We start from the raw sequence: 26,044 nt of genomic DNA, 5'->3' as shown, positions 1-26,044 counted from the left end.
TAGCCTATATAGAGCGGCGGCTCACCAGCCAGTTCAAATAGATGGCTTCTAAAAAACGGTGCCAACCATCTACCGGGGATGTTTGCACCGTTTTTTCATGGACCAATATGTTCTGGAGAGGTTAGGGGGCGACGATCTCGACCTTAATTCTATCTGGGTCTTCGAAAAACAAAGCATAATGTCCCTCGCCTCCAGCATGCGGATGCCGATCCTGATAGAGCAAAGAGATACCGCGACGAGCAGCTTCCTCCCGCAGCTTTTCCACATGCTCTCGATCCCGTGCGTAAAACGCCAGATGATTTAAACCGACACGACAACGGTGATACGAAATGTCGAGGAATCGCTCTTCTGCCTGGACAAAAACCAGATAGGTACCGTTCTGTTTCCAGCTAACCCCACTGGCCCATTCTTGATATCGCGTATAGCCCAGCTCCCCCTCCAGCAACCAGCCCCAAAAATCTTTGGAGCGTGCCAGATTGGAGACATACACTTCCACATGATGCAGCATCGCACAGTCCCCCTTTTTACATAAAAAGCGCCCGACAGCGAAATGCCGGGCGCTACAACTATCGATTTACTTCCAAAACTTCCACTTGCTCTTCTTCATCGTCGGATCGTCCATTTGGCTCTCGACGACTTTCTGTTGGGCGGTTGCTTCCGCTTCGTGCGCTCCAGGTACTCGATTCAGGAAGTGATCGACCATAGGCTTGTAGTTATCTGGCAAATGCTCTTGCATGTTTCGCAGGATGACAATTGCCTTTTCCATTTGATCGGTCGCCAACAGAGCGTTGGCATAGTTGAAGCCTGCATACGGATACGGGAAATGTGGCGTCCAGAACTTTTCACAAATCTGAATCAACTGATAGACATAACCCGCTTGTCCCAATTCACCTGTCACAGTCATGACGACCTCAAAGCGATCTTTCGCTCCTTCAATCGCAGCCGTGTACCATTTCATTGCATTCAGGAGATCCTCCTCATTCAACGCAACACGCGCCAGCTGCAATTGTGGTCTCCAAGCGCCTTCTTTACTTGCCAGCGACTCTAGCTGCCCTTTCAGCTCATCCTTTTTCCCTCTTTGCAAGAAGCTCTCAACAAACATGTTCAAACCATTTTCTTGATTCGGGTCTTTGTGCAGGCCTGTATGTAGGGTCTCGAACGCTTTTGGCTCATCTCCCTCAAACGCGAAGATTTTTGCCAAATTGGTGCAAGCCGTACCCGAGGACGGGAATCGTTCCAGACAATCTGTCAGGATTTTTTTAGCTCTTTCAAATTCTCTCGCCTGCATATGAACAACTGCACGGAAAATGAGAGCAGACTCGATTGGACCGTATAATTCGAGAAGCCTGTCGGCAGCGACAGCGGCTTGCTCATGAAATTGACCCTTCACCAACTCCATCGCAAAATCGCGAAGCTTATCTTTTTCATCCCAGTACTTATCCAGATTTTGTGGAATTATTTTTTTCTGGTAGTCCTCTCGGGACATATCGATGGTTTGACCGAACTCATTGGTAAACGTCACAAATTCAGACATGAAACAGCCTCGCTTTCATTTCCTCACAAAAGTTTCAAATGCTTGTACCGCCGATTAGATCCATGCTTTGATATTTACTTTACGGATAAATTCCTCCATTGATTCCTTCGCGGGTTCGTCATCTGCCTCTTCTGCATCTTCCATGCCCATCAGTTGTCGAAACAGTGCTTCGTTCCTTGTCGCCAATGCAAAATCAAGTAAAGCCTCATGCGAGATGCGATTTGCTTCTTCCTCCAGCAACTGCTCCTCCAAGGCGATATCCTCTTCTACAACGGCGATATGCTTATCAATTTTCGGAATGCGTAAAACCCAGGAAAATGCGCTGTCTGGATTGCGGTCACGAGCAATCAGGTAACCGTATTCACCCAAAGGCAAACCTTGCTCGAAGGAGTCGGCAACAATGACGACGCGTTGTCCAAGCTTGAACATGAGCGTCAACTCCCAATAAAGATTAATTCTAATCATACTAAATTGTATGTGTTCTTGGGAAGAGCAAACCCCAAGGATAGGAAAATGCACAAAAAGTTTGTTGCTCGAACCAAAATAAGGTACAATTTTTACTAGTGAATGGATATTCGTAATGAGGTGTACAAGGTATGGGTGAAATGTCTACAGGGTTTTCCCTGTTTATCGTTGGTTGGACCATCGTTCTCGTAAGTCTTATGGCCATTGGCGGGTATTTTATGTTCCGCAAATTTCTCAAGTCCATGCCCAAGCAAGACGGAAAATCCGACTTGGATTGGCAAGATCATTACATTGATCAGACACGTTCACTCTGGACAGATGAGGGTCTGACCTTGCTCAATGAATTAGTTGATCCTGTGCCACAGTTGTTTCGTGATGTTGCGAGACGTTCTATTGCAGCGAAAATCGGCCAGATCGCGCTAGAAGAGAAAGCAACCACGATTACAACAGATTTGATTGTAAAGGGGTACATCGTAGCAACCCCCAAGCGTGACCACAAATGGCTCATTGCCCACCTGCAATCCAAAGAAATCGACTACACTCCCTATGAAAAATATTTGAATGCCGAGGGATGATTGAAACTTCCTGTGGAGTCATCCGTAAAAAAGGGTAAGACCTTTTTGGTAAGGAGACGATGTGGATGTCAGTCCTACTCACGATTTTGGGGATCGGTTTCGTTATATTGATCGTTGCGATTGTCATTGTGGCGGTCCTCTTTAAGAAAGGCGCCCGGTTCTTGTGGAAAATGACCGGACGCGGCTATCACAAGTACAGCAGCAGTGATTACCGATATCGGCCTTTTTGGAAGATGGGGCATCGAACATACGGCCATCGTCACTATCGTCGCAAATATTCCAGCCATAGTGGATTTTTTAGCAGCTAACGTAATTAAAATGTGAAGGCACTCAAACTCGTTTGAGTGTCTTTTTGTCTATGCCAAGGTACAGCTTCGCAAGCTGATATTTGGGCTCAATTCAGGAACGAAGGTGTGGTTTAAAGTTTATGGGAATACCAGCAACAAACAAACCTCCAAAACCATAAGAATCGTGGCGCTGGAGGTTTGTATTATTTACGCATCGCTGCTTTTTTTGTTTACGTTTTGCGGCCCTCCGGATACTCCACCCGATACCAGGAATGCCATGACTTCTGAGCTTTCCGTATCAAGCAGCTGTACCTGATCGCTCGGGAACAACAGGAGATTTCCTGCAAAATTGTACGACTGGGGCAGATAGACCGCTACATGGTCTGTGAGACCGAAAGAATCGAGGCTTTCCTTTGTAATAAACCCCATTGCCTTCGCATTTCCATCCTTGGATAGCGTCACGAGCACCGGCTTGTTGAAGCTCTTCTTCTCCCCTACAAACGCTCCGATCAAATCCTTGATGGACGTATAAATGAGTTTGATAAACGGCACTTTTTCGAAGACGGTGGACACGAGCGAAAGCACTCCGCGTGTCAGCACATTGGATGCAAGGAAACCTACAATCGTGATACCGAGTATGGTCAAGAGGACACCAAGTCCTGGAATTTGGAGATTAAACCACTTGTGGACCAACAGGTAGAACCAATTATCCACAGTCGTGAAAATCCAGTACAAAATATAAATCGTCACTGCCAACGGAATGACAAACAATAGCCCCTCTAAAAAATAGCGAATGAAACGCTTCATCTCTCTTCTCCCCTCTTCTCTCCTCTTCTCCGCTAACCACCTTACTGTAATTATTGTACCTGATTGGATTGCCATCTGCTATGATGAAGAAAAAAGAGAAAGTAGGGAGATTCATGCAAGCACTTGTCACACCTCAATGGCTCAAGGATCATCTGAACGATGAAAATTTGGTGATCGTCGATTGTCGTTTTGCTTTAAGTGCTTCTGAAGCAGGTGCAGAGGAATACACGAAGGACCATATCCCCGGAGCCCTCTACTTTCATCTGAACCGTGACCTTTCTGGCTCCAAAAGCGAGCATGGTGGACGTCATCCTCTACCAGATATGGATCTGCTGGCTGCCCATTTTTCAAATGCGGGAATCGATGCCAACACGACTGTCATCGCCTACGATGATCAGGAAATGGCGATGGCAGGACGTCTATGGTGGCTGCTCCGATACCTTGGTCACGATCAGGTAGCTGTACTCGACGGGGGATACGCTGCTTGGAAAAAGACTGGCTATGAGATAACAGCAGAAGTACCTACTGTACAAGCTCGAGAGTTCGTCGCCCATGTTCGCCACGACATGCTGGTTGACATAGAAGGTGTCAAAAAACGCAGCGAGCACACTGTATTGCTCGATTCTCGTGCGCCAGAACGCTACCGCGGCGAGAACGAACCGATCGACTCTAAAGCAGGTCACATTCCCGGGGCGCACAATTTCTTTTATAAGGACAACCTCGCTGGTGATCAGACAATGCTTCCGGCAGACGAGCTGCAAAAGCGTCTCGCCCCTTACGCTGATAAAGAATTGATCGTCTATTGCGGCTCAGGCGTGACGGCTTGCTCCAATTTGCTCGCTTTCCATGCTGCTGGTCGAAAAGATGTGAAATTGTATTTGGGCAGTTGGAGTGATTGGAGCTCGTATCCAGATAATCCGGTAGCTACCGGCGAAGAGTAATTCCAAAAATGGCTTGGCGGGCGATCGCTTCCCTACGATACTTGGGATCGGTCGCCTTATTTTTTCTTCCTCTATCATTTTCGTTATTATTCATAGATAATAATTATCATTATCACAAACTTTTGCACTTGCCTGAAAAGGTGGATGGATTCATGAAGCAAAATGAAGAATACGAGCCTAGACGTCATATGTCACTCCACGAGGTTCGTTCGTATATGATCTGTAACTTCGATCGTCCGTTAAACGTAACTACGTTGGCAGCGATGGCGAACTTGAGTCCGAGCTATTTTGGTGATTCGTTCAAGAAGGCTTACGGACAAAGTGTCATGGACTATGTAACGAGTCTGCGTATCAATCATGCCAAGCGATTGCTACGCGAGACAGATATGAAGCTACGGGATATTGCGAAAACAATCGGGTATAGCGACGAGTTTTACTTTAGCCGGAAGTTCAAGAAGGAAGTGGGAGTGTCCCCCTCCGCGTATGAAAGAGCTTCCGAGCGCAAAGTTGCCGTCTTCTCCCCTTCCCTGCTGGGTCATCTAATGGTACTGGGGATTGTACCAGTCGCTGCTCCTTTGGATGCGAAGTGGACCCCCTATTACTATCAGCAGTATCAGCAACGAATTGCCGTTCATCTAAAAGCGGTCGAAACACCGTGGAACGACGACGATCAGGAAATGATGCTTCTGGCTGCCAAGCCGGATGTTGTCATTAGCCACATAGAACTTCCCGAGACTACCAGGCAACGCTTGTCCGCACATAGCATAGACGTCTGGACCCTCCAATCTTCTGGCTGGAGAGAGCAATTACGTGAAGTTGCCAGCTACACGGGCAAAGAAGCTGCTTGTGACTCCTGGATCGCTTTTTATGAAGCGAAGGCTGCTGTCGTTCGCGCAGACCTGCAGTCCGTGCTCCAGCAAGATAAATTTGCGATCATTCGACTTTATCGGGATGGCATCCATCTCTACAACAACAAGGGAATGAAGGAGCTTCTGTACGATGATTTGCAACTTTCTCTTGTGGAAGAGGAAAAGGAACCTTGCAATCAGCCAATCACGCTCGAACAGCTTGCGAGCTTAGACCCGGAGCGAATCCTGTTGTTCGTTTGTCTGGATGAGTCGACACGCCTCAGTTGGCTGACGCTACAGCATCATTCGCTTTGGAAAGGACTTCGTGCTGTACAAAATGGATACCTCTACCCCTTGCCTTCTAATCCGTGGTACGAGTACTCACCGATTGCCATGAACCGAATGCTGGATGAAATGGTGCTGATGGTAACGGGGAAAAGTCCAAATGCAATTCAAGGTGTTGTCCATGGAGCCCCTTTCACACGTGAATTATAATGTTTCCCAGTGAGAAACATTATCATCGAGAGGGGATTCTACTAGTATGACAAAGAAAACTAGCCTTGCGCTGTTGCTGACCACGGCGATGCTCGTTGCTGGACTTGCAGCAGGCTGCGGGAACAATGCAAGCAATGAGGCAGTGACGCAGAAGGTCGATTCGTCCGCGACTGGGAGTGCCGAAGGAGAAGGATCGGCAAAGAGCTCTTCTGACCATCCTGCCTACCCGCGAGTACTAAAAGATGAAATGGGTAACGAGGTGACATTGCCTGCCGCACCTGCCAAAATATTCGCTCCCAATCTGGAAGATACTTTGGTCGCACTAGGCGTTGCTCCGGTCGTGCAGTGGTCAACTGGCTTAAGACCAAAAATGTATTTGCAAGATAAGCTAAAAGATGTGCCGTCCATTACCTTCGCAGGTGGATTGCCTCCAGAGCCGGAAGCTGTTATGGCCCATGAGCCAGATCTCATCCTCTTGCACAATGCCAACCATATCGAAAGCGGCGTGTACGATAAATATAAGATGATTGCTCCGACGTATGTGTTCAAGCAAGCAAATGCTGATCTTGAATCTTCCGTACGCGTGATTGGCGATCTGTTGGGCAAGTCGGCGGAAGCAGAAGAAGCTTTGCAAAAGTATAAAGAACATGTCGAGTCAGCCAAAAAGGAGCTGGCCCCCCATATCCAAGGCAAAAAAGCAGCCATTATTCGCTTCAATGGCAGAGGGATGTTCTTCATCAAGTACGATTTCTTCAGTGGATACGTACTTACCAATGAGCTAGGCTTTTTGCCGAGCCAGGTTGTATCCGGTGGTGACATTAATTTATCACTAGAGAGCTTACCTGATTTGGATGCGGATTATATTTTCCTTATCAATGACGCTGGTACGGGGGATGCGTTTGAGAAGGATTTGACAGAGAGTCCTGTTTGGAAAAGCATGGAGGCTGTGAAGAACGGTCGTACGTTTAAAGTAGAGGGAGATCACTGGTTAAGTGGCGGCCTGATCGCACATATGAAAGTCATTGACGATGTGAAAGGATTGATTGCAAAATGAGAATCATAGAGAAAAACGGCTACTTCCCTAGTAATTGTGTAGAGTGGACACTGCAATCAAGCCAAGGTCGTGACTATCGGATTATGATTGCGATTCCGGAAGCTGAGGCCCCGCCTGAAGGGTATGCGGTTATATATGCCGTGGATGGCGATGCGATGTTTGGAACGATTGCGGAGACGGTGAAGTTGCAAACGCGCAAGCCCAAGGGCTTCAACCCAGCCATAGTTGTAGGAATCGGCTATCCATCACGTTTGCCATTTGACATGGAACGCCGTTGTTACGATTTGACCATGCCTGTGGATTCGGCTTCACTTCCTGACCGACCGAATGGGGAACCTTGGCCAGAGTATGGTGGAGTTGATTTGTTCCTCGATTTCCTTGAACAGCAGCTGATGCCAGCTATTTCTTCCGAGTGGCAAGTAAATCCGAACAAACAGGCGATTTTCGGCCACTCCCTGGGCGGTCATTTCACACTGTATACGATGTTCTCGCGTCCGAAGCTCTTTTCTCACGTCGTATCAGGCAGCCCTTCCGTCTGGTGGGGCAACGACGAGGTATTGAGGGAGCAAGAGCGCTTCATCGCTCAATGGAAAGGGGAACACGAACTAAAGCTTCTTGTCATTGTTGGCGGTGATGAGCTCTCCTTCATGGTAGAGGGTGCACAACGGGTCGTCGAGCGCATGGAACCACTCGCTACCAAAGGTGTTCAAGTGAGCTACATCAAATTCGAAGATGAGGGCCACGTAAGCGTGCTGCCTTCCGCGATTAATAGACTTGTGCGGTTTGTGCTTACGGATTAGCTCTCTGAAACTACTTTCAGAACGCAAAGGACAGACAAATGATACGATATATTCGTTTATTGCTTCATTTCGGCTATCAAGAAGCCATGTCTTGCTTGTTTCCAGTCTTTATTTTTGCTTCGCTCGCCTTATCCAAGTTCGTCACCATTCCTGGTTTGCCGAGGTATGACCTCCTGCTTTTGCTCTGCCTACTCTTCCAGATCTTCATGGTGAAAAGTGGCTTGGAGTCTCGGGACGAATTGAAGGTCATCACGGTCTTTCACGTGATCGGGCTGTGCTTGGAAATATTCAAGGTGCATATGGGATCTTGGAGCTATCCTGAGGATGCGTACAGTAAGGTGTTTGGCGTTCCTCTTTACAGTGGGTTCATGTACGCCAGTGTCGCGAGCTACTTATGTCAAGCGTGGCGCCGACTTGAGGTCTCTCTCTCTGGCTGGCCGAATCAAATTATCGCCACAATTTTGGGCGCAATGATCTATCTGAACTTTTTCACCCACCATTATATTTGGGATTTGCGTTGGGTGCTGATGGCAGCTATTTTCATTGTCTTCTGGAAAACCCGTGTTTATTTTAGCGTCGCGAACGAGCGATTTTTCATGCCCATCCCTCTTGGTTACTTTTTGATCGGTTTTTTCATTTGGATTGCGGAAAATATAGCGACGTTCCTCGGCGCTTGGAATTATCCGAATCAAAAAGCAGGCTGGGAACTCGTGCATCTCAGTAAAATCAGCTCGTGGTTTTTACTTGTTATCGTGAGCTTTATTATCGTGGCGGAATTAAAACACGTAAAATCAAGAAGATCCCAGTCCCATGATAGCAAGAAACACATATAAAAAGCCTATCCACTCTTCCTACGAAACGTCAAAGGGTGGATAGGCTTTCTCTCTTATTTCATTACGTTGCCGAGTACATTTTCAATCATTTGGCGGTTGGCAATGACGCCTGTGTACAGCCAGCTGGAATCTTTCGCAAACGTATAGGCATTTCCATTCTTCACAGCAGGGATATTCGCCCATACTGGATCCTTTTGCAGCTGTTCCACAGCAGTTGGATTACTGTTTACGATAAACAAGTACTCGGCATCGAGTTCAGCCAATTTCTCCATGGAAATCGCGTTCCAGTTTGCTTCACCTGACTTGGATATTTCCTGAACGATGGTAGGAGCCTTAAACCCGAGGTCCTTATAGAGCACATCCCCGCTAGACAAGTCCTGACGTGCTACATACACATTTTTCCCCGTCATCCATAGTGCTGCCGCTGATTTTTCCCCGATCGCTTGCTGCAACTTTTGTTTGGACTCAGCTACAAATGTCTCATAATCTGCTAGCACTTTCTTCGCTTCTTCTCCCTTGTTGAGAACTTCCCCTACTGTCAGGAGCTCTTTACGCCAATCGCTGTTCTTTTCTTTTCCAATGGTGTAAGTAGGAGCGATTTTCGAGTACTGGCTATACTTGTCTCCTTGGATCAGGGATGCGGTATCCAATATAATCAGGTCGGGGCTGTGGCTCATCACGACCTCTGGCGGAAGATCATAAGAAATCGCTGGAATACCCGCCAGCTCTTTTTGCAGGTAGCCTTGTACCTGGCTGTTCCCTACTGACCATTGAGCAACTGGCTTCACTCCCAACGCTACTAAATGATCCTCCAGATAAGAAGCGATCACGCGCTGTGGTTGAGCTGGGACTGTTACTTCATTTCCCATCGCATCCTTCAGTACCCGTGGAGCTTCAGCCGCTGGTGTTGCGGTCTGGCTGTTGCCCGCTTGTGTCTCTGGACTCGCAGCGTTCGGCTGGCCAGAGCAAGCACTCACGATTGTAACTAAGCTTGCTAATACGACACTGACTATCGAAAGTTTGGCTGTTTTCTTCATTGGTGTGTTCCTCCATCTGCTTCATGCCATCGAGCAGCGACAATTGCCTACTCGACCGCACACTCATTGAGAATAATTATCATAATCACAATGGGTATTATAGCCGATTATGGCAAGATACTCAACTTTTTGTTTATCGAAACGAAAAAGACCTCCTGCTTACTAAGCAGAAAGTCCTTCGTCTATCCGTCTTGCAGCTTTATCGCGGAACCCCGCTTAACAAGAATCGATGCAGTCCCCCGATCAGACACACGCCCGCTGTTACAAAAAACGCAATGAAGTAAGAATGGTGCCAATTCCCCAGCAAACCTGCCAATACTGGGCTCAATACCGCTCCGATCGACAATACCGCTGAGTAAATACTAAACACGCTCCCATATTGCTCTCGGGGTGAATGTACCGTCAAAATGGTCGCAAAAGCCGGAAATAGCATCCCAAAGCACGCACCGAAGAAAAACATCATCACATGAATCGGAATTGCCAGCCCGATTGCCAGGGCATACAGAAGAAGACTAAGTACGCCCAAACCAGCAAACGTTCTCGTCTCGACGGGGACGCGATGCAGCCAAAACTGGCACAGAATCGCAAGTGCCCCCAACCCTTTCAAGCTGAACAATATGCCAGTAACGGCCGGGGACAGCCCTTGTTTTTGGATGAGCAAGGGCACTTCGTAGATGATCGTTCCTTGGGCATAAATGATCGCAAATCCCCCAAGAAACGCAGGGTACAGCATTCGATTTTCCAGGATGGCGGTGAGGCTCTGCTTGCCTCCATCTTTTATCCGTGGCGTGGACGGCGTGCTTCCCTCTACTCTATCTGGCAGCATCATCCAAGCGAAAACGCCAGCAATGATCATCATGTAGCCAAGAATCACGAATGATTGACCATAGCCGAACTGCACCGCCAAAAAGCTACCGACTGCCGGGGATACGATACCTGCCGAGGTAAGGACCAATCCCTTTTTACCCATGATTTCGCCCTGCTCAAGTGCCGTCTTCCCTGTTTCTCCGAGCAAGGCAGAACAAGCAGGAGATACAAACGCCATCAAAAACCCGAGCATCAGCCGAAAGGTAAAGAAACCCGCCGTATTTTGCACGATGCCTTGACCAATCAGCATCACCCCAGCCAAAATCAATCCACCTGCGATAAACCATTTTTTCGGATAGCGATCGAGAAAAGGGCCAGCGAGCAGGTTGCCTGTCAAATTACTGATCGCATAACCGCCGAGCACGAAGCCGATCATCGCAGCGGATACACCCAATACGTTTAAATACGGCGCAAGAAGAGGCGTCTGCGCGTGCATGTCAAAGGCAACAAGAAACAAAACCACTAACAGGAGAGCCCTCAAAGCATTCCCTTCCTCTCTTACGGCCTGTCTTTGTCCCAGTATATGAAGGGAATGGTACAAGTAGGATAAGAAAAGGAGAAGGAAGATTCAGAATAAATGTAGCGTTTATTTTTGTATTACCGTAATATTTACTGTATTACAAAAATCGTTTTTGTGCAGGAGGTGACTTTTTGGAGCACGTTTACAAAAAAATACGAGCGCTTCGTATACAACAAGAGCTTACTTTAAAGGACTTAAGTGAGAAATCAGGATTCTCCGTCAGTTTCTTATCACAAGTAGAGCGTGGTAACAGTTCACTCGCGATTACTTCTCTGCAAAAAATTGCGGAATGCCTGGGTGTCCCCATTACGTACTTCTTTGAAGTAGAAAAAGATGTCACGTACCACACGCCCATAGCAAAGCGTAAAACGTTGCAGATTGAAGGGTCACCTGTGAAGTACGTTCGAATCGGTGGGAATTTCCCCGACAGGGCACTTGAGCCGCTCCTCAACGTGTTGCCACCCGGACAGAAGAAGCATGTCGCCTTTCAGCATCCCGGCGAAGAGTTTTACTACGTCGTAAAAGGATGTGTCACCATCGTCGTCGACGAAACGGAATACCATCTCGAGCAAGGAGATACGATCCACTTCCCTTCCTCTCTCCTTCATACGTGGTACAATCCTTCCACTGAAGAAGCTGAGATTCTATCCGTATTGACACCTGTCATTTTTAGAACCTAACGCTACGTGTCCTTTCCGCATTGTCTACCAATAAAAAAGGGTGATCTGAATGCAAGAAAGATTGGAAAAGCTGCACGCGTATATGGAAAGCAGGAAACTAGACGCATTGATTATTACGCATCCCAAAAACGTGTACTATTTTACCGGATTTTTGACAGAGCCACATGAACGTTTTATGGGTCTCGTTTTGGTGAGAGGCGAGTCCCCCTTCCTCTTCGTTCCACTGCTGGACGGTGAAAAAGCACGGGAGGCTTGTCCTGCCATTATGATTTACACGCATGACGATTCACAGGATGCGCTGACTGTGCTTCAGCATTTGCTGCCGACTCCCCTCTCTCACATTGGTGTGGAGAAGAACCATTTGACGGCGAAAACATATGAGGCGCTCGTATCGGTGGTGCACGCTACAGAAGCAGTGGATGTCGGAGAATTGCTGTGCAATATACGCGTGGCTAAGGATGAATCTGAAATCGCTACTATCAAGCGAGCTATTTGGGTGATGGAGGAATCCCTACGCCGTACGCTCCCTCTGATATCCGTAGGGATGACGGAACTGGACGTCGTCGCAGAGCTGGAATACCAGATGAAAAAGCTAAAAGCCCAAGGCCCTTCCTTTTCAACGATTGTACTGGCTGGAGAAAAAGCAGCACTGCCCCATGGTGACCCAGGTGATCGGGTGATTCAAGCTGGAGAAGTTTTGTTAATTGACGCAGGGGTGTATGTCGATGGGTATGTATCGGACCTGACTCGTACTTTTGCTGTCGGTCAACTTGGTGCAGAATTGCTAGACATGTACGATACGGTCTTGCAAGCGAATCTGGCTGGGATACAGGCTGTTCGACCAGGGGCTCTAATCGCAGATGTTGACCTAGCTGCACGAGCTGTCATTGCGGACCGGGGCTATGGAGAATTTTTCATCAATCGTGTAGGGCACGGAATCGGATTGGAGCTTCATGAGGCTCCGTACGTTCACAGCCAGGCAGCAGGAGAACTCATCCCAGGCATGGTTTTCACGATTGAACCGGGCATTTATAACACGCAGATCGGTGGCATCCGCATTGAAGACAATGTCCTCGTCACGAAGGATGGCGTAGAAGTATTGACGTCTTTTCCCAAAGAGTTGCAAATCATCGGATAAATGATAAAAGAAAAGGCTGGTGTCGTTCCATTGAAAGTGCTGGAAACAGATCGTCTCATCCTCCGCTGGCAAACTGCCGAAGACGCTGATTTTGTCTTGAAACTGATGAATGAGCCTTCTTGGATTCGATTTATTGGCGATCGTGGTCTTCGTTCGACGGAAGACGCCCGCAACTATATTTTGAATGGCGCTGTCGCAATGTACGAGAGTCTTGGCTTTGGTCTGTATTTGACAGAATTAAAGGAAGGAAATGTTCCCATCGGTTTATGTGGACTGATCAAGAGAGATTCGTTGGAGGATGTCGATATCGGCTTTGCCTTTCTGCCCGCATACTGGGGCAAAGGCTACGCGTATGAGGCAGCCTCTGCCGTTCTTGCCCACGCAAAAGAAGTTGTCGGCTTAAAGCGCATCGTAGCAATCACCAACCCCGATAATGCATCTTCTGCCAAGCTTCTGCAGAAAATCGGGCTGCAAGAAAAAGGGATGGTTACCCTTCCAAATAATACGGAGGAGGTCAAGTTTTTTGCCATCGAGTTCTAGTCCATGCTGTCCAAATGAGTCGTGGAATTGGTGAAGTGGATCAGACGTCCGTATTCGTTATACTCCAACAAGTGGATACCGGTGTCGCCTGTGCCAAAGTAAATGTCGTGCAAGACAGGCAGCTGCAAGAAGCTTTCGATGATTCTGGAGATCATGCCGCCGTGGGAAACAATCGCAATTCTTTTATAGGAAGTGCTGAGATGTCTGATTGCAGAATAGATTTGCTCGCCGCGTGCGCGGAATTCGATCTTGCTCTCGCCATCTCCGCCCAGCTTTTCGTGCGGCAAGATTCCCCAAGGAAACGCGACTTCCTCTAAGGGCTTGCCTGCCAGGTCTCCATTATTGTGCTCTTGCAGCTCGGGTATGTACTGAACGGGACAACCTACTGTGTCAGCCAAAATAGAAGCGGTCTCACTGGCTCGCTTGAGTGTGCTCGCCCAAATAAAATCTGGAGGAAACTGCTCCAAAACGCGCGCTGCCATGCGCCGTGCCTGTTCACGCCCTTCTTCTGTCAAAGGAAAATCTGCCTTGCCTTCATGCACATTCAAAATATCTGCTTCGGATTGTCCATGGCGAATCAACAAAATTTGCATCGGATTGCCTCCTCATTAGGGATAAAGAGGGCCTCACCGCGATCGGGAGGCCCTGTAATTCCCTTTTCAATTAAGAATGAACGGATTTCAAACCAAGAGAACTGTCATGGAACTTGATATTCGAGTACTTATCCATCGCGACACGCAGCTGATACTCGCTCTCAAACAGCATAACCGGACGGCCATAACGGTCAGAAACGGTTCTGTTCTTCACAGCATCGAGGTCTGCTTTCTCCCCTTCGAGCCAGCGAGCGATTTGATACGGCATACGAGTCAACATGATGTCTACCCCGTACTCGGCTTTCAAACGGTATTCCAGTACCTCGAACTGCAGTACACCTACCACGCCAAGAATCAGCTCTTCCATCGGATGGGTACGGAATAACTGCACCGTTCCTTCCTCGGTCAACTGCATGATCCCTTTTTGGAATTGCTTGTGCTTCATCGCGTCCTTCACCATCACCTTGGAGAAAAACTCCGGCGAGAAGTGCGGCATTTCTTCGTACTCAAACGATTTTCCGACACAGAGTGTATCTCCGATCTGGAAAATGCCCGGGTCAAAAAGACCGATGACATCTCCCGCGAACGATTCATCGACTATTTCACGGTCTTGTGCCATAAACTGTACCGGCTGCGCCAATTTGATGTCTTTGCCAAGACGGACGTGCTTGACTGACATTCCCCGCTCAAACTTGCCGGAGCAAATACGCAAGAAAGCGATGCGATCTCGGTGAGCTGGATTCATATTGGCTTGGATTTTGAAGATGAAGCCGGAGAAATCGTTCGTATACGGATCGATCAAGCCTTCTGTACTCTTCTTCGCGGAAGGTGCTGGCGCCATTTGCAGGAAGTTGTCCAGGAATGTTTGTACACCGAAGTTATTGATAGCACTACCGAAGAAAACAGGCGTCAGTTGCCCTTTGTTGATCAGTTCAGGATCGTATTCATCTCCCGCAACATCCAGCAGGGAGATTTCGTCCTGCAATTGCTGCCACAATTCTTGACCGACACGATCACCGATCAGCGGGTCTTCTGCTCCCTCTACAGGGAAAAAGGAAATGTCCTCGTGCTGTGTGTTGTTTTGGTACAGCTCGACACGAGACTTCATGCGGTCAAATACACCACTAAAGTAGCTACCCATGCCAATCGGCCAGTTCATCGGATAAGAGCGAATGCCCAATACGCGCTCAATTTCTTCCAAGAGCTCGAATGGATCTTTTCCGTGACGGTCCAGCTTGTTCACGAACGTAAAGATCGGAATACCACGCATGCGACAGACCTTGAACAGTTTGATCGTCTGTGCCTCTACCCCTTTTGCTACGTCGATAATCATCACAGCAGCATCAGCAGCAGTCAGCGTACGGTACGTATCTTCACTGAAGTCTTGGTGACCAGGTGTATCCAAAATGTTGATGTGGTGTCCGTTGTATTCGAAATCCATCGCACTGGACGTAACGGAGATTCCACGCTTTTTCTCGATCTCCATCCAGTCGGAGGTAGCATGCTTGGAATTTTTGCGCCCCTTGACCACCCCTGCTTCACGGATGGCTCCGCCGTAGTAGAGCAGCTTTTCCGTCATTGTCGTTTTACCCGCATCCGGGTGGGAGATGATGGCGAAGGTACGGCGTTTTGCTATCTCATTTTCCCATTGGGGATTGGATTGACTCATCTTCATTCTCCTGTCATCGCAAATAAGTAACACTTTCGTTTCCTCTACGATTATACCGACAAATGCTTGCCGCATCCACCTAGTAATTTTTCATTAAACCGTTATAATATTCAGTAGTAAAAATTTTTTGACTGCATGAGTTACATATCATTTACCAAAATATGACAAATATATAGGAGGAACCCTATGTCAACGACTGTGGAAACACGTGCGGCCGAATTCCGTGACTATGTGAAGAAAATAACCAGCTACACGCAAGCGCTGAACGTTCTTTATTGGGACAAGGCTACACAAGCGCCTCGCAATGGTATGGATGCCCGTTCTGAAATCATCGGGACTTTGGCTGGTGAGCAATTCAAGCTGGCGACGTCTAAAGAAATGGAAGCGCTTTTGTCGGAGCTGAGTGAGCCATCTGTCCTCGAAACATTGGATGAAATTACCCGTCATAGTGTGCTGGAATGCAAAAAGGAATATGACCGCAACAAGAAAATTCCTGCTGACAGGCATCAGGAGTACGTCGTGCTGACCGCCAAGGCAGAAACGGTGTGGGAAGAAGCTCGTGCCAACAACGACTTTTCCATGTTCCAGCCGTACCTGGAGAAAATTGTGAACTTCCAGCTCGAGTTCATCGAGTATTGGGGTCATGACGGCAAAAACAAGTACAACACCCTCTTGGACATGTATGAGCCTGGCATGACTGTCGACCAGCTCGATCCGATCTTCGCCACCTTGCGTGAGAAAACCGTCAAGCTGGTAAAAGCAATCGCCGACTCCCCGAACAAGCCAGACACATCATTCTTGACGAAAAACTTCCCAGTGGCAGACCAAGAAGCATTCAGCCGTTATATCCTCGAGAAAATCGGGTACGACTTCAAGTCTGGCCGCATGGATCGCAGTGCGCATCCGTTCTGCACCACCTTCAACCCTGGGGATGTCCGCATTACGACGCGCTACGCTGAAAATGATTTCAATTCTGCGCTCTTCAGTTGTATTCACGAGGCTGGACACGCGATGTACGAGCAGAACATCAATCGAGACCTGCTGTTCACTCCACTGTGCGATGGTACCTCCATGGGGATTCACGAATCCCAATCCCGCTACTGGGAAAACATGGTCGGACGCAGTCTGCCGTTCTGGAATCACTTTTTCGCTGACTTGCAAAAAGCGTTCCCTACCCAATTCGAAGGTGTGTCTGTAGAAGATTTGCATCGTGCGGTTAACGCTGTTACTCCTTCCTTTATCCGGACTGAAGCAGATGAGTTGACGTACAACCTGCATGTCATGATCCGCTACGAAATCGAGAAAGGCTTGATCAATCAAACCATTCAAGTGGCTGATCTGCCAAAAATCTGGAATGAAAAAATGAAAGAATACCTCGGTGTTGAGCCACCGACAGATGCACTGGGTGTGCTTCAGGATGTACACTGGTCAGGCGGAATGATCGGTTACTTCCCTACTTACTCGCTGGGTAATGTGTATGCCGCACAATTCGTCCACGTTATGGAAAATGAGATCAACGGCTACGAAGAGCTGATCGCAAAAGGCGATTTCGCTCCGATCCGTGAATGGCTCAAGGAAAAAATCCATCAGTACGGTAAAATGAAGAGCCCTCGCGAACTCGTTCAAGCGATTACTGGCGAAGGTACAAATGCTACCTACTTGATGAATTACCTTGAGAAAAAATACACAGACGTATACAAGCTGTAAGCACTTGGCAGCAAGCTATCCAATGTTCTCCCTGCTCAGGGAGGACATTTTTAGTTCGTACAGTTACCTTTCGTAACCTACGTACATAAAAGTGCATCCTTCCCCCCGCGGATAAATGCTAGTACACTGCATAATATACATGAGATTCCTATTGTCTTGAAAAAGGAGTGTTATTGATTGGCTATCGATCTAAAAGGAAAAAACGCAATCATTACAGGAGCAGGTAAAGGCATTGGTCGCGCTACTGCAATTGCTTTGGCAAAAGAAGGCGTGAATCTCGGCCTCTTGGCTCGCTCTGAGGAAAATTTGAAGCAAGTAGCCAAGGAAGTAGAAGCATACGGCGTGAAGGTCGCGATTGCGACAGCAGACGTTTCCAACTATGATGACGTCACGACAGCCGTTACCTCTATCAAAAATGAACTGGGTCAAATTGATATCCTGCTCAACAATGCAGGCGTCGCTAAATTCGGTAAATTCCTGGAGCTGGAAACGAGCGAATGGGAGCAAATCATCCAAGTCAATCTGATGGGCGTGTACTACGTGACTCGCGCTGTACTCCCTGGCATGATTGATCAAAACTCCGGTGACATTATCAACATCTCCTCCACTGCTGGACAAAAAGGAGCTCCTGTCACCAGCGCGTATAGTGCGTCCAAGTTTGGTGTTCTTGGTCTGACTGAATCGTTGGCTCTCGAAGTGCGCAAACACAACATTCGCGTAACGGCGCTTACGCCTAGCACAGTAGCAACCGATATGGCAATTGACTTGGGTCTGACCGACGGAAATCCTGAAAAGACCATGCAGCCTGAGGATATTGCTGAGTTCGTGGTTAGCCAGCTGAAGCTGAACAAACGCATCTTTGTGAAATCCGCTGGACTGTGGTCCACCAATCCATAAATATGACATGGCAGAAAAGCAAAAAGAGTCCGTTCGTACAGGCGGATCTCTTTTCGCTTTTTTTCGAAGCACTGTGAAATCGCTTCATTTTTGTTCACTTTCTATCCACGATTTCTTCACGCCTTATTCACACCTGCCCAACCAAAAATGCCCTCAACTGGAGTATGATGAACATGTAAAACATTTCCACAAAGTGGAGGGTATCCTTATGATACAAATGCTGTCAAATTGGTTGTGGGGTAATGAAGAACAAGAAGTCGTTCCATTCGAGACGAAAAGATACGTCCGGAATGAAATGGAGCAATTCACGTTCAATGAGACACAGCAAGTGCTGCCGTATCCGCTTCCCCAGTTATAAGATCCAATACTTGATCCAATATAACCTGAAGCTGCCGAATCTGGCAGCTTTTTTTGCTCCTTTCTGAAAGCGCTCACTGATGTGCTACAATGTGGTAAACAGGAGGGGTTCGCTTTGGTCGAGTTCACAGAAAAATGGTTGCCCACATACATTCGCCGCGATTTGGCGGTTTTATTTTGCGGTATCAATCCAGGACGTATATCGGCTACGACAGGTTTCCACTACGCCAATCCAGCCAACCTGTTTTGGCGCGGATTGTACGAAGGCGGCCTGACACCTCACAAGCTCTTGCCCGAGGAAACCGCTACCCTCTTAGACTACAACTATGGTATTACCGATCTAGTCTCACGTCCTACCCGCTCCGCAACAGACCTGCGTAACGAGGATTATGCCGCAGGTGCAGAGCAGTTCGTCCAAATGATTCAGACTTACCGGCCTCGTGTCATTTGTTTTAACGGCATTACTGCTTTTCGTCACGCGACTGGGCAAAAAAAAGAAGCAATTTCACTGGGGCTGCAGCCAATCAGGTACTTTGGGACAGAAGATTGGTCTGGCAGCTATGTGTTTGTCGTCCCGTCTACCAGTGGGGCTAACGCATCTTTTACACGTGAAGAACGAATCGCCAAGTTTACTGAGCTGAGTCATTTTTTACGCGAGATGAATTGGCACCCTCTTCCTTCGCCTGCTAAGTAGATCCTTCAGTGTCAACCACTCCACTTCTTCCGTACAATACTTGTAGCTCTGTACGCAAGGAGGGGCATCAGCATTGGACGACCTCATCAAAAAAATCCAGAACAAATACGACGTGACTGTTCTGCATCACAAAACCATTCGGGATACATCCAAATCACTCGTCATTTACTTGGAAACAACCAATGGCAAATTCATCGGAAAGGCTTTCCCTCTGCAAAAGGAACGTTTACATTTCATTCTGAGTGCAGAAGCGCATTTGCGCAAAAACGGCGTACTCATCCCCGACATTCAACGAACCAAAAATAATAAGCGTTACATAACTCATAAAGAAAATCTTTTCGTTCTCCACCAAAGATTATCCTGGCCAAACATTGCGTATAACTCCCCTATTCGAATGGAACGGATCGGCATGGTTTTAGGCAAACTTCATGCGAGGTCGCTCGGTTTTTCCTCCAAGCATGGCACCCTTTACAATGGCGCAGAAAAATGGTCCGTGGAATACAAGACAGATTTAGCTGCCCTTGAGAAGTGGGAGCTTCGACTTGCCGGGAAGAGTGATCAAAAATACGCTGCGATCGCGGAATACCTTCCTTTTTTTAAACAAGCCGGGATCACAGCCAAGCAACATTTGATATCCTCTCCATACTTCTCGAAATGGAAAAAAGAACCCCTGAGCAATCACTTTCTCTGTCACGGAGATTTTAACAATGGGAATTTGCTCGTCAGTAATCAAAGAATTGCGATCATTGACTGGGAGGACGTTCGTTACGATTTTCCGTCCAAAGACATTGCCCGTGTTCTATCCCTTGCTATGCGAAAAAATGAACAGTGGAACGAGGAATTGTTCTCTCATATATTGCGTGGCTATCTCCAAGAAAATCCCCTATCGATTGAACAACTGCATTTGCTCTTTGTCGATCTCGCTTTCCCGCATATCATTGAACGTTTTTTACGCAAAAAGCTGTACGCCCAGATGAGCCTGGCTGAGATTCAACAGTTTTGCAATCGGGAAGCTCTCAAGACCGCCTTTATGTTGGACGAAATGAAGGCCCATGTATATTAGACACAAGGCTATCGCCTGTCTATACACATAGGCCTTCCCTATTTAACTGGCGTATACCGTTAAGTCTGGGCCAGCTTCACCAACGAGCTTTGCTGACGCGTATATTGAATGAGCTCTGCCGCCATCTCGTAATAATTGAAAGGTGTAATCAGATAGATGCCATTGAAGTAACGAACGGCCGTGTCGACCAATTCCTTCGCGATTGCGATTCCTTCCTGTCGGGCGGCTTCTCCCTGTACCTTTTTCATCCGTTCCAGAGCTTCTGTCGACAGCTTGATTCCCGGCACTTCATTATGCAGGAACTCCGCATTGCGCGAGCTGGTCAGCGGCATGATCCCGATAAAGACAGGAATGCCGATGTGCTTCGTCGCCTCGTATACATTCCGAATGGACTCCGCGTCGTACACAGGTTGCGTCATAATGTAATCCGCACCTGCCTCGACTTTCTTTTCCAAGCGGGCAACGGCAGCATCCATATTTCGGACATTCGGATTAAAGGCTGCGCCCACAATAAACTGGGCTTTTTGCTTTAACGGACGTCCTGAGAACGAAACACCTTCATTCAACTGCTTCACCATGCGAATCAGATCAAACGAGGTCACATCAAATACCGAGCTGGCACCTGGCAAGTCACCAAAGCGCGACGGATCGCCAGTAATCACCAATATTTGGTCAATCCCCAAAGCGTGCAGCCCCATTAAGTGCGATTGCTGTCCAATGAGGTTGCGGTCCCTGCAAGCAATGTGCAAGAGCGGATCGATTCCATGTCTGCTCTTCATGAGTGCCCCGAGAGCCATGTTGCTCATGCGCACTGTCGCCAACGAGTTATCAGCCAACGTAATGGCGTCTGCTCCTGCTTTGTGCAGCTCGCAGCATCCGTGGAGAAACTGATCTGCATCCAGATCACGCGGAGGATCAAACTCAACAATGATGGTAGTAGCTGTTTTTACGCGCTCGACAATGCTTGGTTTCTCCCTCTCCCGATTGTTTTGCACAGAAATCGTAGGACGATCTCCAGCAACGATGGTCGGGTTCACACGCGCTTGCGGCTCAAGTGACTCAAGTGCATCTGCAATCGCCTTCACATGTGCAGGTGTAGTTCCGCAGCATCCGCCAATCAACCGCACCCCCTGCTCACGCAAGCGAAGCGCACTCTGTCCAAAATATTCAGGTGATGATTTAAAAGCGTATTCTCCGTCAGTCATCCCCAGACGACCCGCATTTGGGAATACGGATAAGAGTGCATCTTCTGGAATTACTGTATTTTCAAACGAACGAAGTAATTCAGCGGGACCAAGGCGACAGTTTAAACCAATCACGTCAGCACCTGCGGCTTTCAGCTCGGAAAAAGCATCTGTCAAGGCGTAGCCATCACGTGTGCGCCCTACTTCCAAAGTGGCTAACTGCGCGATTACAGGTACATCTGTGAGCGGACGGATTACCTCGATCGCCAGAAGTAGCTCCTCCAAGTCCACGAACGTCTCCAGAATCAATCCGTCTACGCCCGCATGCAACAGTGCAATCGCTTGTTCCTCATACTGGTCACGGTATTCATCCAAAACCTTTTTCTTCACCCGTCCAGCCAAAATCGATCCGATGCTTCCAGCTACATAAGCATCATCCTGAGCAGCTTCCCGTGCAATGGCGACTGCGAGCCGGTTAATCCGCGCTACCTTATGCTCTAGACCGTAACGGCTCAATGCATCTCGGTTGGCGGAATACGTATTTGTCTCCAAGAAACGTGCACCGGCCTGATAGTAGGACGTATGAACTTCATGTACTAAACGAGGGTTGGATAAACACAGCTCCTCAAAGCTGACGCCAACCGGGACGCCCAGCCCGTGCAGCTGGGTCGCCATCGCTCCATCTCCGACAAGGAGGTGGTCTTTCAAATAGGCTCGTAAATCTTTCTTTCTCGTCGTCAACTCAATCCCTTCTCTCCCATTTTCATTTATCTTTAAACTTCAAAAATAGATGGACCTGCGTTGAAATAACGTGCTTCAGGGTGAGCAAATACCATCGCCGATACGGAAGCTTCTGGCTCCATCATGAAGCCCTCTGTCAGCTGAACGCCGATATCCTCTGGACGCAACAGTCGGAACAACTGCGCTTGATCTTCCAGGTTCGGGCAAGCAGGGTAACCGAAGGATACACGTATGCCCTGATATCTAGCACCGAAGCGCTCGAGCATCGTCATCTCAACCGGATCCGGTATACCCCACACGTCGCGCATGACGTGGTGAATTCGCTCAGCAAATGCCTCTGCTAGCTCCAATGCCATGGCTTGGAGGACATGGGAGCGCAAGTAGTCGCCACGCTCTTTTAGCTCTGTAGATTTTTCGCGAATCCCTCCCCCAGCCGTTACTGTCAGGAATCCGACATAATCCATTTCCTTGCTCTCCACTGGTCGCAGGAAATCGGACAGGCAAAGATGAGGTTCTTCCAGCTGACGCGGGAATGAAAAGCGCTCCAGCAGCTTGCTGTGGTCTTTTGGGTCATAGACCAAAATATCGTTGCCATCTGACTGAGCCGGGAAGAACTGATACACACCGTGTGTCGTAATGGTTCCTTTTTGCTTCGCTTCATTTAATAGCTCTTCCACAATGCCGTACAGTTCCAGTACCTTGTCGTCGCCTGCCTCTATCAATCTATCTACATTACCGCGAACACCGAGGTGTTTTCCGAGGAGCATCCGCAGGTTCAAATACGGCTGCAAATGACTCAGCGGATATTGTCGCAAAACATGTCGTTCACAATCGGGCGGCAGATGGATCGGAACGGTTCTGCTGATGGCTGAGCGAGTTGGCAATGGTGCTTTTTTCTCCTCAACAACAGGCTGAGCCGTTGCAACTGCTTCCAGCAGATGCTGCTGTTCTTCTACCAAGCGATCACGTTCTTCCGGATTTTGTAGACGATTCACGAGGTCCAGACCATCCATGGCATCCTTTGCGTATAAAACAATTCCACGGTATTCCGGTGCGATCCGGTTCGATGTGAACTTGCGCGTCAACGCCGCACCGCCAACCATCATCGGGATATCAATGCCTGCATCACGCAGGTCTTGTGCAGTAATGACCATTTGCTGCGCGGATTTTACCAAGAGTCCAGACAGACCGATGGCATCCGGCTTTTCTTCTCTGCATGCAGCAATCAGTTGCTCTGGCGGTACCTTGATCCCTAGGTTTACGACATTGTAGCCGTTGTTTGACAAAATAATTTCCACGAGGTTTTTTCCGATGTCATGCACATCGCCTTTGACGGTCGCCAGCAAGATTTTCCCCTTGGCAGCAGCATCGCTTTTTTCCATGAATGGCTCTAAAAACGATACGGATGCCTTCATGACTTCCGCGCTCTGCAATACTTCTGCCACGATCAGCTGGTTGCCGTTGAACAGGCGACCGACCTCTTCCATCCCCTTCATCAACGGACCGTTGATGATCTCGAGTGGTGCGTATTTATCCAGAGCTAGCTTCAGGTCTTCCACCAGACCATCCTTGGAGCCTTCGACTACATAATGGGCCAAGCGTTCTTCGAGCGTTAACGAGGAGACTTCCACACGGACTTCCTTTTTCTTTTGGCGATAAAATTCGGTGAAGGCCGCCAATGTCTCATCATTTGTCTCGAATAGAAGGGCTTCTGCCAGCTTTCTCTCGTCTTCTGGAATCGAAGCGTAGCGCTCCAGCTTTTCCGTGTTGACGATGGCGTAATCAAGCCCTGCAAGAGTGGTGTGATACAAGAAGACCGCATTCAGCACTTCCCGACCCGCAGGAGGCAAGCCGAAGGAAACGTTACTGACACCCAGAATCGTCTTGCAAGCAGGCATTGCTTGTTTGATCAAACGAATTCCTTCTACGGTTTCCTTTGCAGAGCCGATATATTGTTCATCCCCTGTCCCTACTGGAAAGACGAGTGGATCGAAAATAATATCCTGTGGCTTTATTCCATACTGGTTGACAAGAATGTCGTACGAACGTTGCGCGACCTCCAGCTTCTTTTCGCGAGTGATAGCCATACCCGCTTCCTCAATCGTTCCAACGACAACGGAGGCACCGAACTTGTGGATAAGCGGCACGACTTCCTCAAATCGCTCCAACCCGTCTTCCAGGTTGATCGAGTTGAGAATGGCCTTCCCTTGCGAATAGCGAAGTCCCAGCTCCATGACCTTGGCATCTGTCGAGTCGATCATGAGGGGCGCTTTTACTTTTTTCACGATGAACTGTAGGAATTTTTCCATATCTTCGTATTCATCACGGTCGGGATCAGCCAAGCATATATCGATGACATGTGCGCCGCGCTTTACTTGGGCCCGGGCAATATCGGATGCTTCTTCATAGTGACCAGCTGCAATCATTTCACGGAATTTTTTGGAACCAATGACATTGGTCCTCTCCCCTACTAACAGGGGACGATTGTCATCTTCAACGTAAACGACCTCGATTCCGGAGACCGCGCTCAGCGGTTCTACAGCTGCACTGCGCGGCTTGCAGTCTTTCAATGCTTCTGCCATCGCTTGAATATGGTCAGGCGTTGTTCCGCAGCAACCGCCAGCGACGTTTATCCAGCCTTGTTCAGCGAACGCCAGCATTTTCAAGGCAAGTCCTTGTGGCGTTTCATGGTAATGGCCGTTCTCGTCTGGCAAGCCTGCGTTTGGATAACAGCTGACCGCACATTGGGCAATTCCTGACAATGTCCGCAGATGATCACGCATGAACTCCGGTCCTGTCGCACAGTTCAGACCAATAGAAACTGGCTTTATATGCTCCAAGGAGATGTAAAACGCCTCGATGTTTTGGCCCGCAAGCGTCGTGCCCATCGGCTCAATCGTACCTGACAGCATCACCGGGATCTCCTGTCCAAGCTCTTCAAAAGCTTTACGAATCCCGATTCCGCCAGCCTTGACGTTCAACGTATCTTGCGAGGTTTCCAAAAGAAGCACATCGGAGCCACCGAGAATCAGACCTTTTGCCTGACGATAATACGCCTCGACCAGTTCTTCGAAAGTGACACCGCCTGTCAACGAAAGCGTTTTGGTCGTAGGTCCCATTGCACCTGCTACAAAACGCGGCCACTCCTCCGTGGAATAGGCATCCACCGCTTCTCTGGCCAAGCGTGCTGCCGCTATATTGATCTCAAGGTCTTTCTCTGACACATCGTACTCGGCCAAAACGATGGAAGCAGCACCAAACGTATTTGTCTCGACGATGTCTGCGCCCGCCTCTAAATATTTCGCATGAATGGAACGAATCACATCTGGTCTGGTCAGATTCAGGAGTTCATTACAGCCATCATAGGCTTCACCGCCGAAATCATCAGCAGTCAGGTTCGCCTGTTGAAGCATGGTGCCCATTGCACCGTCCAGAATCAGAATTTTCCGGGAAAGCTGTTCGCGAAAAGTTGGTTTCATTGACGTGCCCCTTTTCTCCCTTGCATCGGCTTATTCTCTGTAATTGGGTAAATAAAATAAAAAAATCCTCTTCTTTGAAAGAAGAGGATTTGTCAGCAGATACGAAAACGCCTGAGACATCCTCTTATCTTTCAAAGCACGTAGCTTTGCTGGAATTGGCACCGGATTTTTACCGGTTGCCGAGGCTTCATCAGGCCAGTCCCTCTGCCTCTCTGGATAAGAGTCGTACACTTGTCATT

The 26,044-nt window shown here is 48.3% G+C and carries 25 protein-coding genes and 1 riboswitch; of the genes, 15 read left to right on the top strand and 10 right to left on the bottom strand.

Annotated features, from left to right (window positions below; all coding sequences use genetic code 11):
- Positions 1-121: 121 nt before the first annotated feature.
- The 3 genes from PMI05_RS17710 to PMI05_RS17700 all read right to left on the bottom strand — a co-directional run bounded on the left by PMI05_RS17710 (position 122) and on the right by PMI05_RS17700 (position 1,963).
- Entirely contained in the window at positions 122-508 is a 387-nt protein-coding gene (locus PMI05_RS17710) for a VOC family protein (RefSeq protein WP_007724501.1), read from the bottom strand.
- A gap of 66 nt (positions 509-574) precedes the next feature.
- The gene (locus tag PMI05_RS17705) at positions 575-1,534 is read right to left on the bottom strand and encodes a lipopolysaccharide assembly protein LapB (protein WP_007724500.1); all 960 of its coding nucleotides are present in this window, start codon (positions 1,532-1,534) and stop codon (positions 575-577) included.
- Positions 1,535-1,588: 54 nt separating this feature from the next.
- Complete coding sequence (locus PMI05_RS17700; RefSeq protein ID WP_007724495.1) at positions 1,589-1,963, bottom strand: hypothetical protein; 375 nt, start codon at positions 1,961-1,963, stop codon at positions 1,589-1,591.
- Positions 1,964-2,130: 167 nt separating this feature from the next.
- On the opposite strand from PMI05_RS17700, the gene PMI05_RS17695 reads away from it, so the two are divergent.
- Together PMI05_RS17695 and PMI05_RS17690 are read left to right on the top strand one after the other, a co-directional pair.
- Positions 2,131-2,574, top strand: a complete 444-nt coding sequence (locus PMI05_RS17695; protein WP_007724494.1) for a DUF2621 domain-containing protein — start codon at positions 2,131-2,133, stop codon at positions 2,572-2,574.
- A gap of 65 nt (positions 2,575-2,639) precedes the next feature.
- A complete protein-coding gene (locus PMI05_RS17690; protein WP_007724492.1) occupies positions 2,640-2,882 on the top strand; it encodes a hypothetical protein in 243 nt (80 codons plus the stop codon).
- A 186-nt stretch (positions 2,883-3,068) separates the two neighbouring features.
- On the opposite strand, the gene PMI05_RS17685 is transcribed toward PMI05_RS17690, so the two are convergent.
- Positions 3,069-3,668: a DUF502 domain-containing protein gene (locus tag PMI05_RS17685; RefSeq protein ID WP_007724490.1), complete on the bottom strand. Its 600-nt coding sequence runs from the start codon at positions 3,666-3,668 to the stop codon at positions 3,069-3,071.
- A 113-nt stretch (positions 3,669-3,781) separates the two neighbouring features.
- On the opposite strand from PMI05_RS17685, the gene PMI05_RS17680 reads away from it, so the two are divergent.
- The 5 genes from PMI05_RS17680 to PMI05_RS17660 all read left to right on the top strand — a co-directional run bounded on the left by PMI05_RS17680 (position 3,782) and on the right by PMI05_RS17660 (position 8,639).
- Positions 3,782-4,609 carry a sulfurtransferase gene (locus tag PMI05_RS17680; protein ID WP_007724489.1) on the top strand — a complete coding sequence of 276 codons (828 nt, stop codon included), beginning with the start codon at positions 3,782-3,784 and terminating at the stop codon, positions 4,607-4,609.
- A gap of 152 nt (positions 4,610-4,761) precedes the next feature.
- Positions 4,762-5,952 (top strand): helix-turn-helix domain-containing protein, encoded by a 1,191-nt coding sequence (locus tag PMI05_RS17675; RefSeq protein ID WP_007724487.1) that lies wholly within the window; start codon positions 4,762-4,764, stop codon positions 5,950-5,952.
- A gap of 46 nt (positions 5,953-5,998) precedes the next feature.
- Positions 5,999-7,006, top strand: a complete 1,008-nt coding sequence (locus PMI05_RS17670) for an ABC transporter substrate-binding protein (protein ID WP_007724485.1) — start codon at positions 5,999-6,001, stop codon at positions 7,004-7,006.
- On the top strand, positions 7,003-7,806 hold the full coding sequence (locus tag PMI05_RS17665; protein ID WP_007724483.1) for an alpha/beta hydrolase: 804 nt from the start codon (positions 7,003-7,005) through the stop codon (positions 7,804-7,806). Before PMI05_RS17670 ends, PMI05_RS17665 begins: the two co-directional genes overlap by 4 nt.
- A 38-nt stretch (positions 7,807-7,844) precedes the next feature.
- A complete protein-coding gene (locus PMI05_RS17660; protein WP_007724481.1) occupies positions 7,845-8,639 on the top strand; it encodes a DUF817 domain-containing protein in 795 nt (264 codons plus the stop codon).
- Between the two features lie 53 nt (positions 8,640-8,692).
- Here PMI05_RS17660 and PMI05_RS17655 read toward each other — a convergent pair whose 3' ends face one another.
- Positions 8,693-9,676, bottom strand: a complete 984-nt coding sequence (locus PMI05_RS17655; RefSeq protein ID WP_007724480.1) for an ABC transporter substrate-binding protein — start codon at positions 9,674-9,676, stop codon at positions 8,693-8,695.
- A gap of 199 nt (positions 9,677-9,875) precedes the next feature.
- Entirely contained in the window at positions 9,876-11,024 is a 1,149-nt protein-coding gene (locus tag PMI05_RS17650) for an MFS transporter (RefSeq protein ID WP_039960956.1), read from the bottom strand.
- 170 nt (positions 11,025-11,194) lie between these two features.
- Here PMI05_RS17650 and PMI05_RS17645 point away from each other — a divergent pair, with 170 nt between their 5' ends.
- From PMI05_RS17645 to PMI05_RS17635, 3 genes are read left to right on the top strand one after another with little or no spacing between them, the layout of a single operon-like run.
- The gene (locus tag PMI05_RS17645) at positions 11,195-11,743 is read left to right on the top strand and encodes a helix-turn-helix domain-containing protein (protein ID WP_007724478.1); all 549 of its coding nucleotides are present in this window, start codon (positions 11,195-11,197) and stop codon (positions 11,741-11,743) included.
- A 49-nt stretch (positions 11,744-11,792) separates the two neighbouring features.
- Positions 11,793-12,881 carry a Xaa-Pro peptidase family protein gene (locus PMI05_RS17640; RefSeq protein WP_007724477.1) on the top strand — a complete coding sequence of 363 codons (1,089 nt, stop codon included), beginning with the start codon at positions 11,793-11,795 and terminating at the stop codon, positions 12,879-12,881.
- Entirely contained in the window at positions 12,882-13,421 is a 540-nt protein-coding gene (locus PMI05_RS17635) for a GNAT family N-acetyltransferase (RefSeq protein ID WP_007724476.1), read from the top strand.
- Here the strand turns inward: PMI05_RS17635 and PMI05_RS17630 are convergent.
- Both PMI05_RS17630 and PMI05_RS17625 read right to left on the bottom strand, forming a co-directional pair.
- A complete protein-coding gene (locus PMI05_RS17630) occupies positions 13,418-14,014 on the bottom strand; it encodes a histidine phosphatase family protein (protein ID WP_007724475.1) in 597 nt (198 codons plus the stop codon). The genes PMI05_RS17635 and PMI05_RS17630 overlap by 4 nt on opposite strands.
- Before the next feature lie 70 nt (positions 14,015-14,084).
- Positions 14,085-15,683 carry a peptide chain release factor 3 gene (locus PMI05_RS17625; RefSeq protein ID WP_007724474.1) on the bottom strand — a complete coding sequence of 533 codons (1,599 nt, stop codon included), beginning with the start codon at positions 15,681-15,683 and terminating at the stop codon, positions 14,085-14,087.
- Positions 15,684-15,869: 186 nt separating this feature from the next.
- Here PMI05_RS17625 and PMI05_RS17620 point away from each other — a divergent pair, with 186 nt between their 5' ends.
- The 5 genes from PMI05_RS17620 (at position 15,870) to PMI05_RS17605 (ending at position 20,401) form a co-directional block, all read left to right on the top strand.
- Entirely contained in the window at positions 15,870-17,390 is a 1,521-nt protein-coding gene (locus tag PMI05_RS17620) for a carboxypeptidase M32 (RefSeq protein WP_007724470.1), read from the top strand.
- A gap of 177 nt (positions 17,391-17,567) precedes the next feature.
- On the top strand, positions 17,568-18,287 hold the full coding sequence (locus PMI05_RS17615) for a 3-ketoacyl-ACP reductase (RefSeq protein WP_007724469.1): 720 nt from the start codon (positions 17,568-17,570) through the stop codon (positions 18,285-18,287).
- 208 nt (positions 18,288-18,495) lie between these two features.
- A complete protein-coding gene (locus PMI05_RS31115; protein ID WP_007724466.1) occupies positions 18,496-18,645 on the top strand; it encodes a hypothetical protein in 150 nt (49 codons plus the stop codon).
- A gap of 114 nt (positions 18,646-18,759) precedes the next feature.
- A complete protein-coding gene (locus PMI05_RS17610) occupies positions 18,760-19,338 on the top strand; it encodes a mismatch-specific DNA-glycosylase (protein ID WP_007724464.1) in 579 nt (192 codons plus the stop codon).
- Between the two features lie 73 nt (positions 19,339-19,411).
- Complete coding sequence (locus PMI05_RS17605; RefSeq protein WP_007724462.1) at positions 19,412-20,401, top strand: phosphotransferase; 990 nt, start codon at positions 19,412-19,414, stop codon at positions 20,399-20,401.
- Positions 20,402-20,460: 59 nt separating this feature from the next.
- On the opposite strand, the gene PMI05_RS17600 is transcribed toward PMI05_RS17605, so the two are convergent.
- Together PMI05_RS17600 and metH are read right to left on the bottom strand one after the other, a co-directional pair.
- On the bottom strand, positions 20,461-22,326 hold the full coding sequence (locus PMI05_RS17600) for a bifunctional homocysteine S-methyltransferase/methylenetetrahydrofolate reductase (RefSeq protein ID WP_007724454.1): 1,866 nt from the start codon (positions 22,324-22,326) through the stop codon (positions 20,461-20,463).
- A 32-nt stretch (positions 22,327-22,358) separates the two neighbouring features.
- Positions 22,359-25,805, bottom strand: coding sequence for a methionine synthase (gene metH / locus PMI05_RS17595; RefSeq protein ID WP_007724453.1), 3,447 nt, complete (start codon positions 25,803-25,805; stop codon positions 22,359-22,361).
- 121 nt (positions 25,806-25,926) lie between these two features.
- Positions 25,927-26,028, bottom strand: a riboswitch (SAM riboswitch).
- Positions 26,029-26,044: the final 16 nt, after the last annotated feature.

The organism is Brevibacillus sp. BC25 (assembly GCF_000282075.1).
GTDB lineage: Bacteria > Bacillota > Bacilli > Brevibacillales > Brevibacillaceae > Brevibacillus.
Note: the sequence above shows the minus strand (reverse complement) of the source record. Positions and strands in the feature narration are given on the sequence as shown.

Coding starts and splice junctions, on each gene's coding strand:
- PMI05_RS17705 (WP_007724500.1), bottom strand. CDS start 1,534: ATGTCTGAATTTGTGACGTTTACCAATGAGTTCGGTCAAACCATCGAT.
- PMI05_RS17655 (WP_007724480.1), bottom strand. CDS start 9,676: ATGAAGAAAACAGCCAAACTTTCGATAGTCAGTGTCGTATTAGCAAGC.
- PMI05_RS17660 (WP_007724481.1), top strand. CDS start 7,845: ATGATACGATATATTCGTTTATTGCTTCATTTCGGCTATCAAGAAGCC.
- PMI05_RS17685 (WP_007724490.1), bottom strand. CDS start 3,668: ATGAAGCGTTTCATTCGCTATTTTTTAGAGGGGCTATTGTTTGTCATT.
- PMI05_RS31115 (WP_007724466.1), top strand. CDS start 18,496: ATGATACAAATGCTGTCAAATTGGTTGTGGGGTAATGAAGAACAAGAA.
- PMI05_RS17670 (WP_007724485.1), top strand. CDS start 5,999: ATGACAAAGAAAACTAGCCTTGCGCTGTTGCTGACCACGGCGATGCTC.
- PMI05_RS17700 (WP_007724495.1), bottom strand. CDS start 1,963: ATGTTCAAGCTTGGACAACGCGTCGTCATTGTTGCCGACTCCTTCGAG.
- PMI05_RS17625 (WP_007724474.1), bottom strand. CDS start 15,683: ATGAGTCAATCCAATCCCCAATGGGAAAATGAGATAGCAAAACGCCGT.
- PMI05_RS17665 (WP_007724483.1), top strand. CDS start 7,003: ATGAGAATCATAGAGAAAAACGGCTACTTCCCTAGTAATTGTGTAGAG.
- PMI05_RS17630 (WP_007724475.1), bottom strand. CDS start 14,014: ATGCAAATTTTGTTGATTCGCCATGGACAATCCGAAGCAGATATTTTG.
- metH (WP_007724453.1), bottom strand. CDS start 25,805: ATGAAACCAACTTTTCGCGAACAGCTTTCCCGGAAAATTCTGATTCTG.
- PMI05_RS17680 (WP_007724489.1), top strand. CDS start 3,782: ATGCAAGCACTTGTCACACCTCAATGGCTCAAGGATCATCTGAACGAT.
- PMI05_RS17640 (WP_007724477.1), top strand. CDS start 11,793: ATGCAAGAAAGATTGGAAAAGCTGCACGCGTATATGGAAAGCAGGAAA.
- PMI05_RS17620 (WP_007724470.1), top strand. CDS start 15,870: ATGTCAACGACTGTGGAAACACGTGCGGCCGAATTCCGTGACTATGTG.
- PMI05_RS17635 (WP_007724476.1), top strand. CDS start 12,882: ATGATAAAAGAAAAGGCTGGTGTCGTTCCATTGAAAGTGCTGGAAACA.
- PMI05_RS17690 (WP_007724492.1), top strand. CDS start 2,640: ATGTCAGTCCTACTCACGATTTTGGGGATCGGTTTCGTTATATTGATC.
- PMI05_RS17695 (WP_007724494.1), top strand. CDS start 2,131: ATGGGTGAAATGTCTACAGGGTTTTCCCTGTTTATCGTTGGTTGGACC.
- PMI05_RS17675 (WP_007724487.1), top strand. CDS start 4,762: ATGAAGCAAAATGAAGAATACGAGCCTAGACGTCATATGTCACTCCAC.
- PMI05_RS17710 (WP_007724501.1), bottom strand. CDS start 508: ATGCTGCATCATGTGGAAGTGTATGTCTCCAATCTGGCACGCTCCAAA.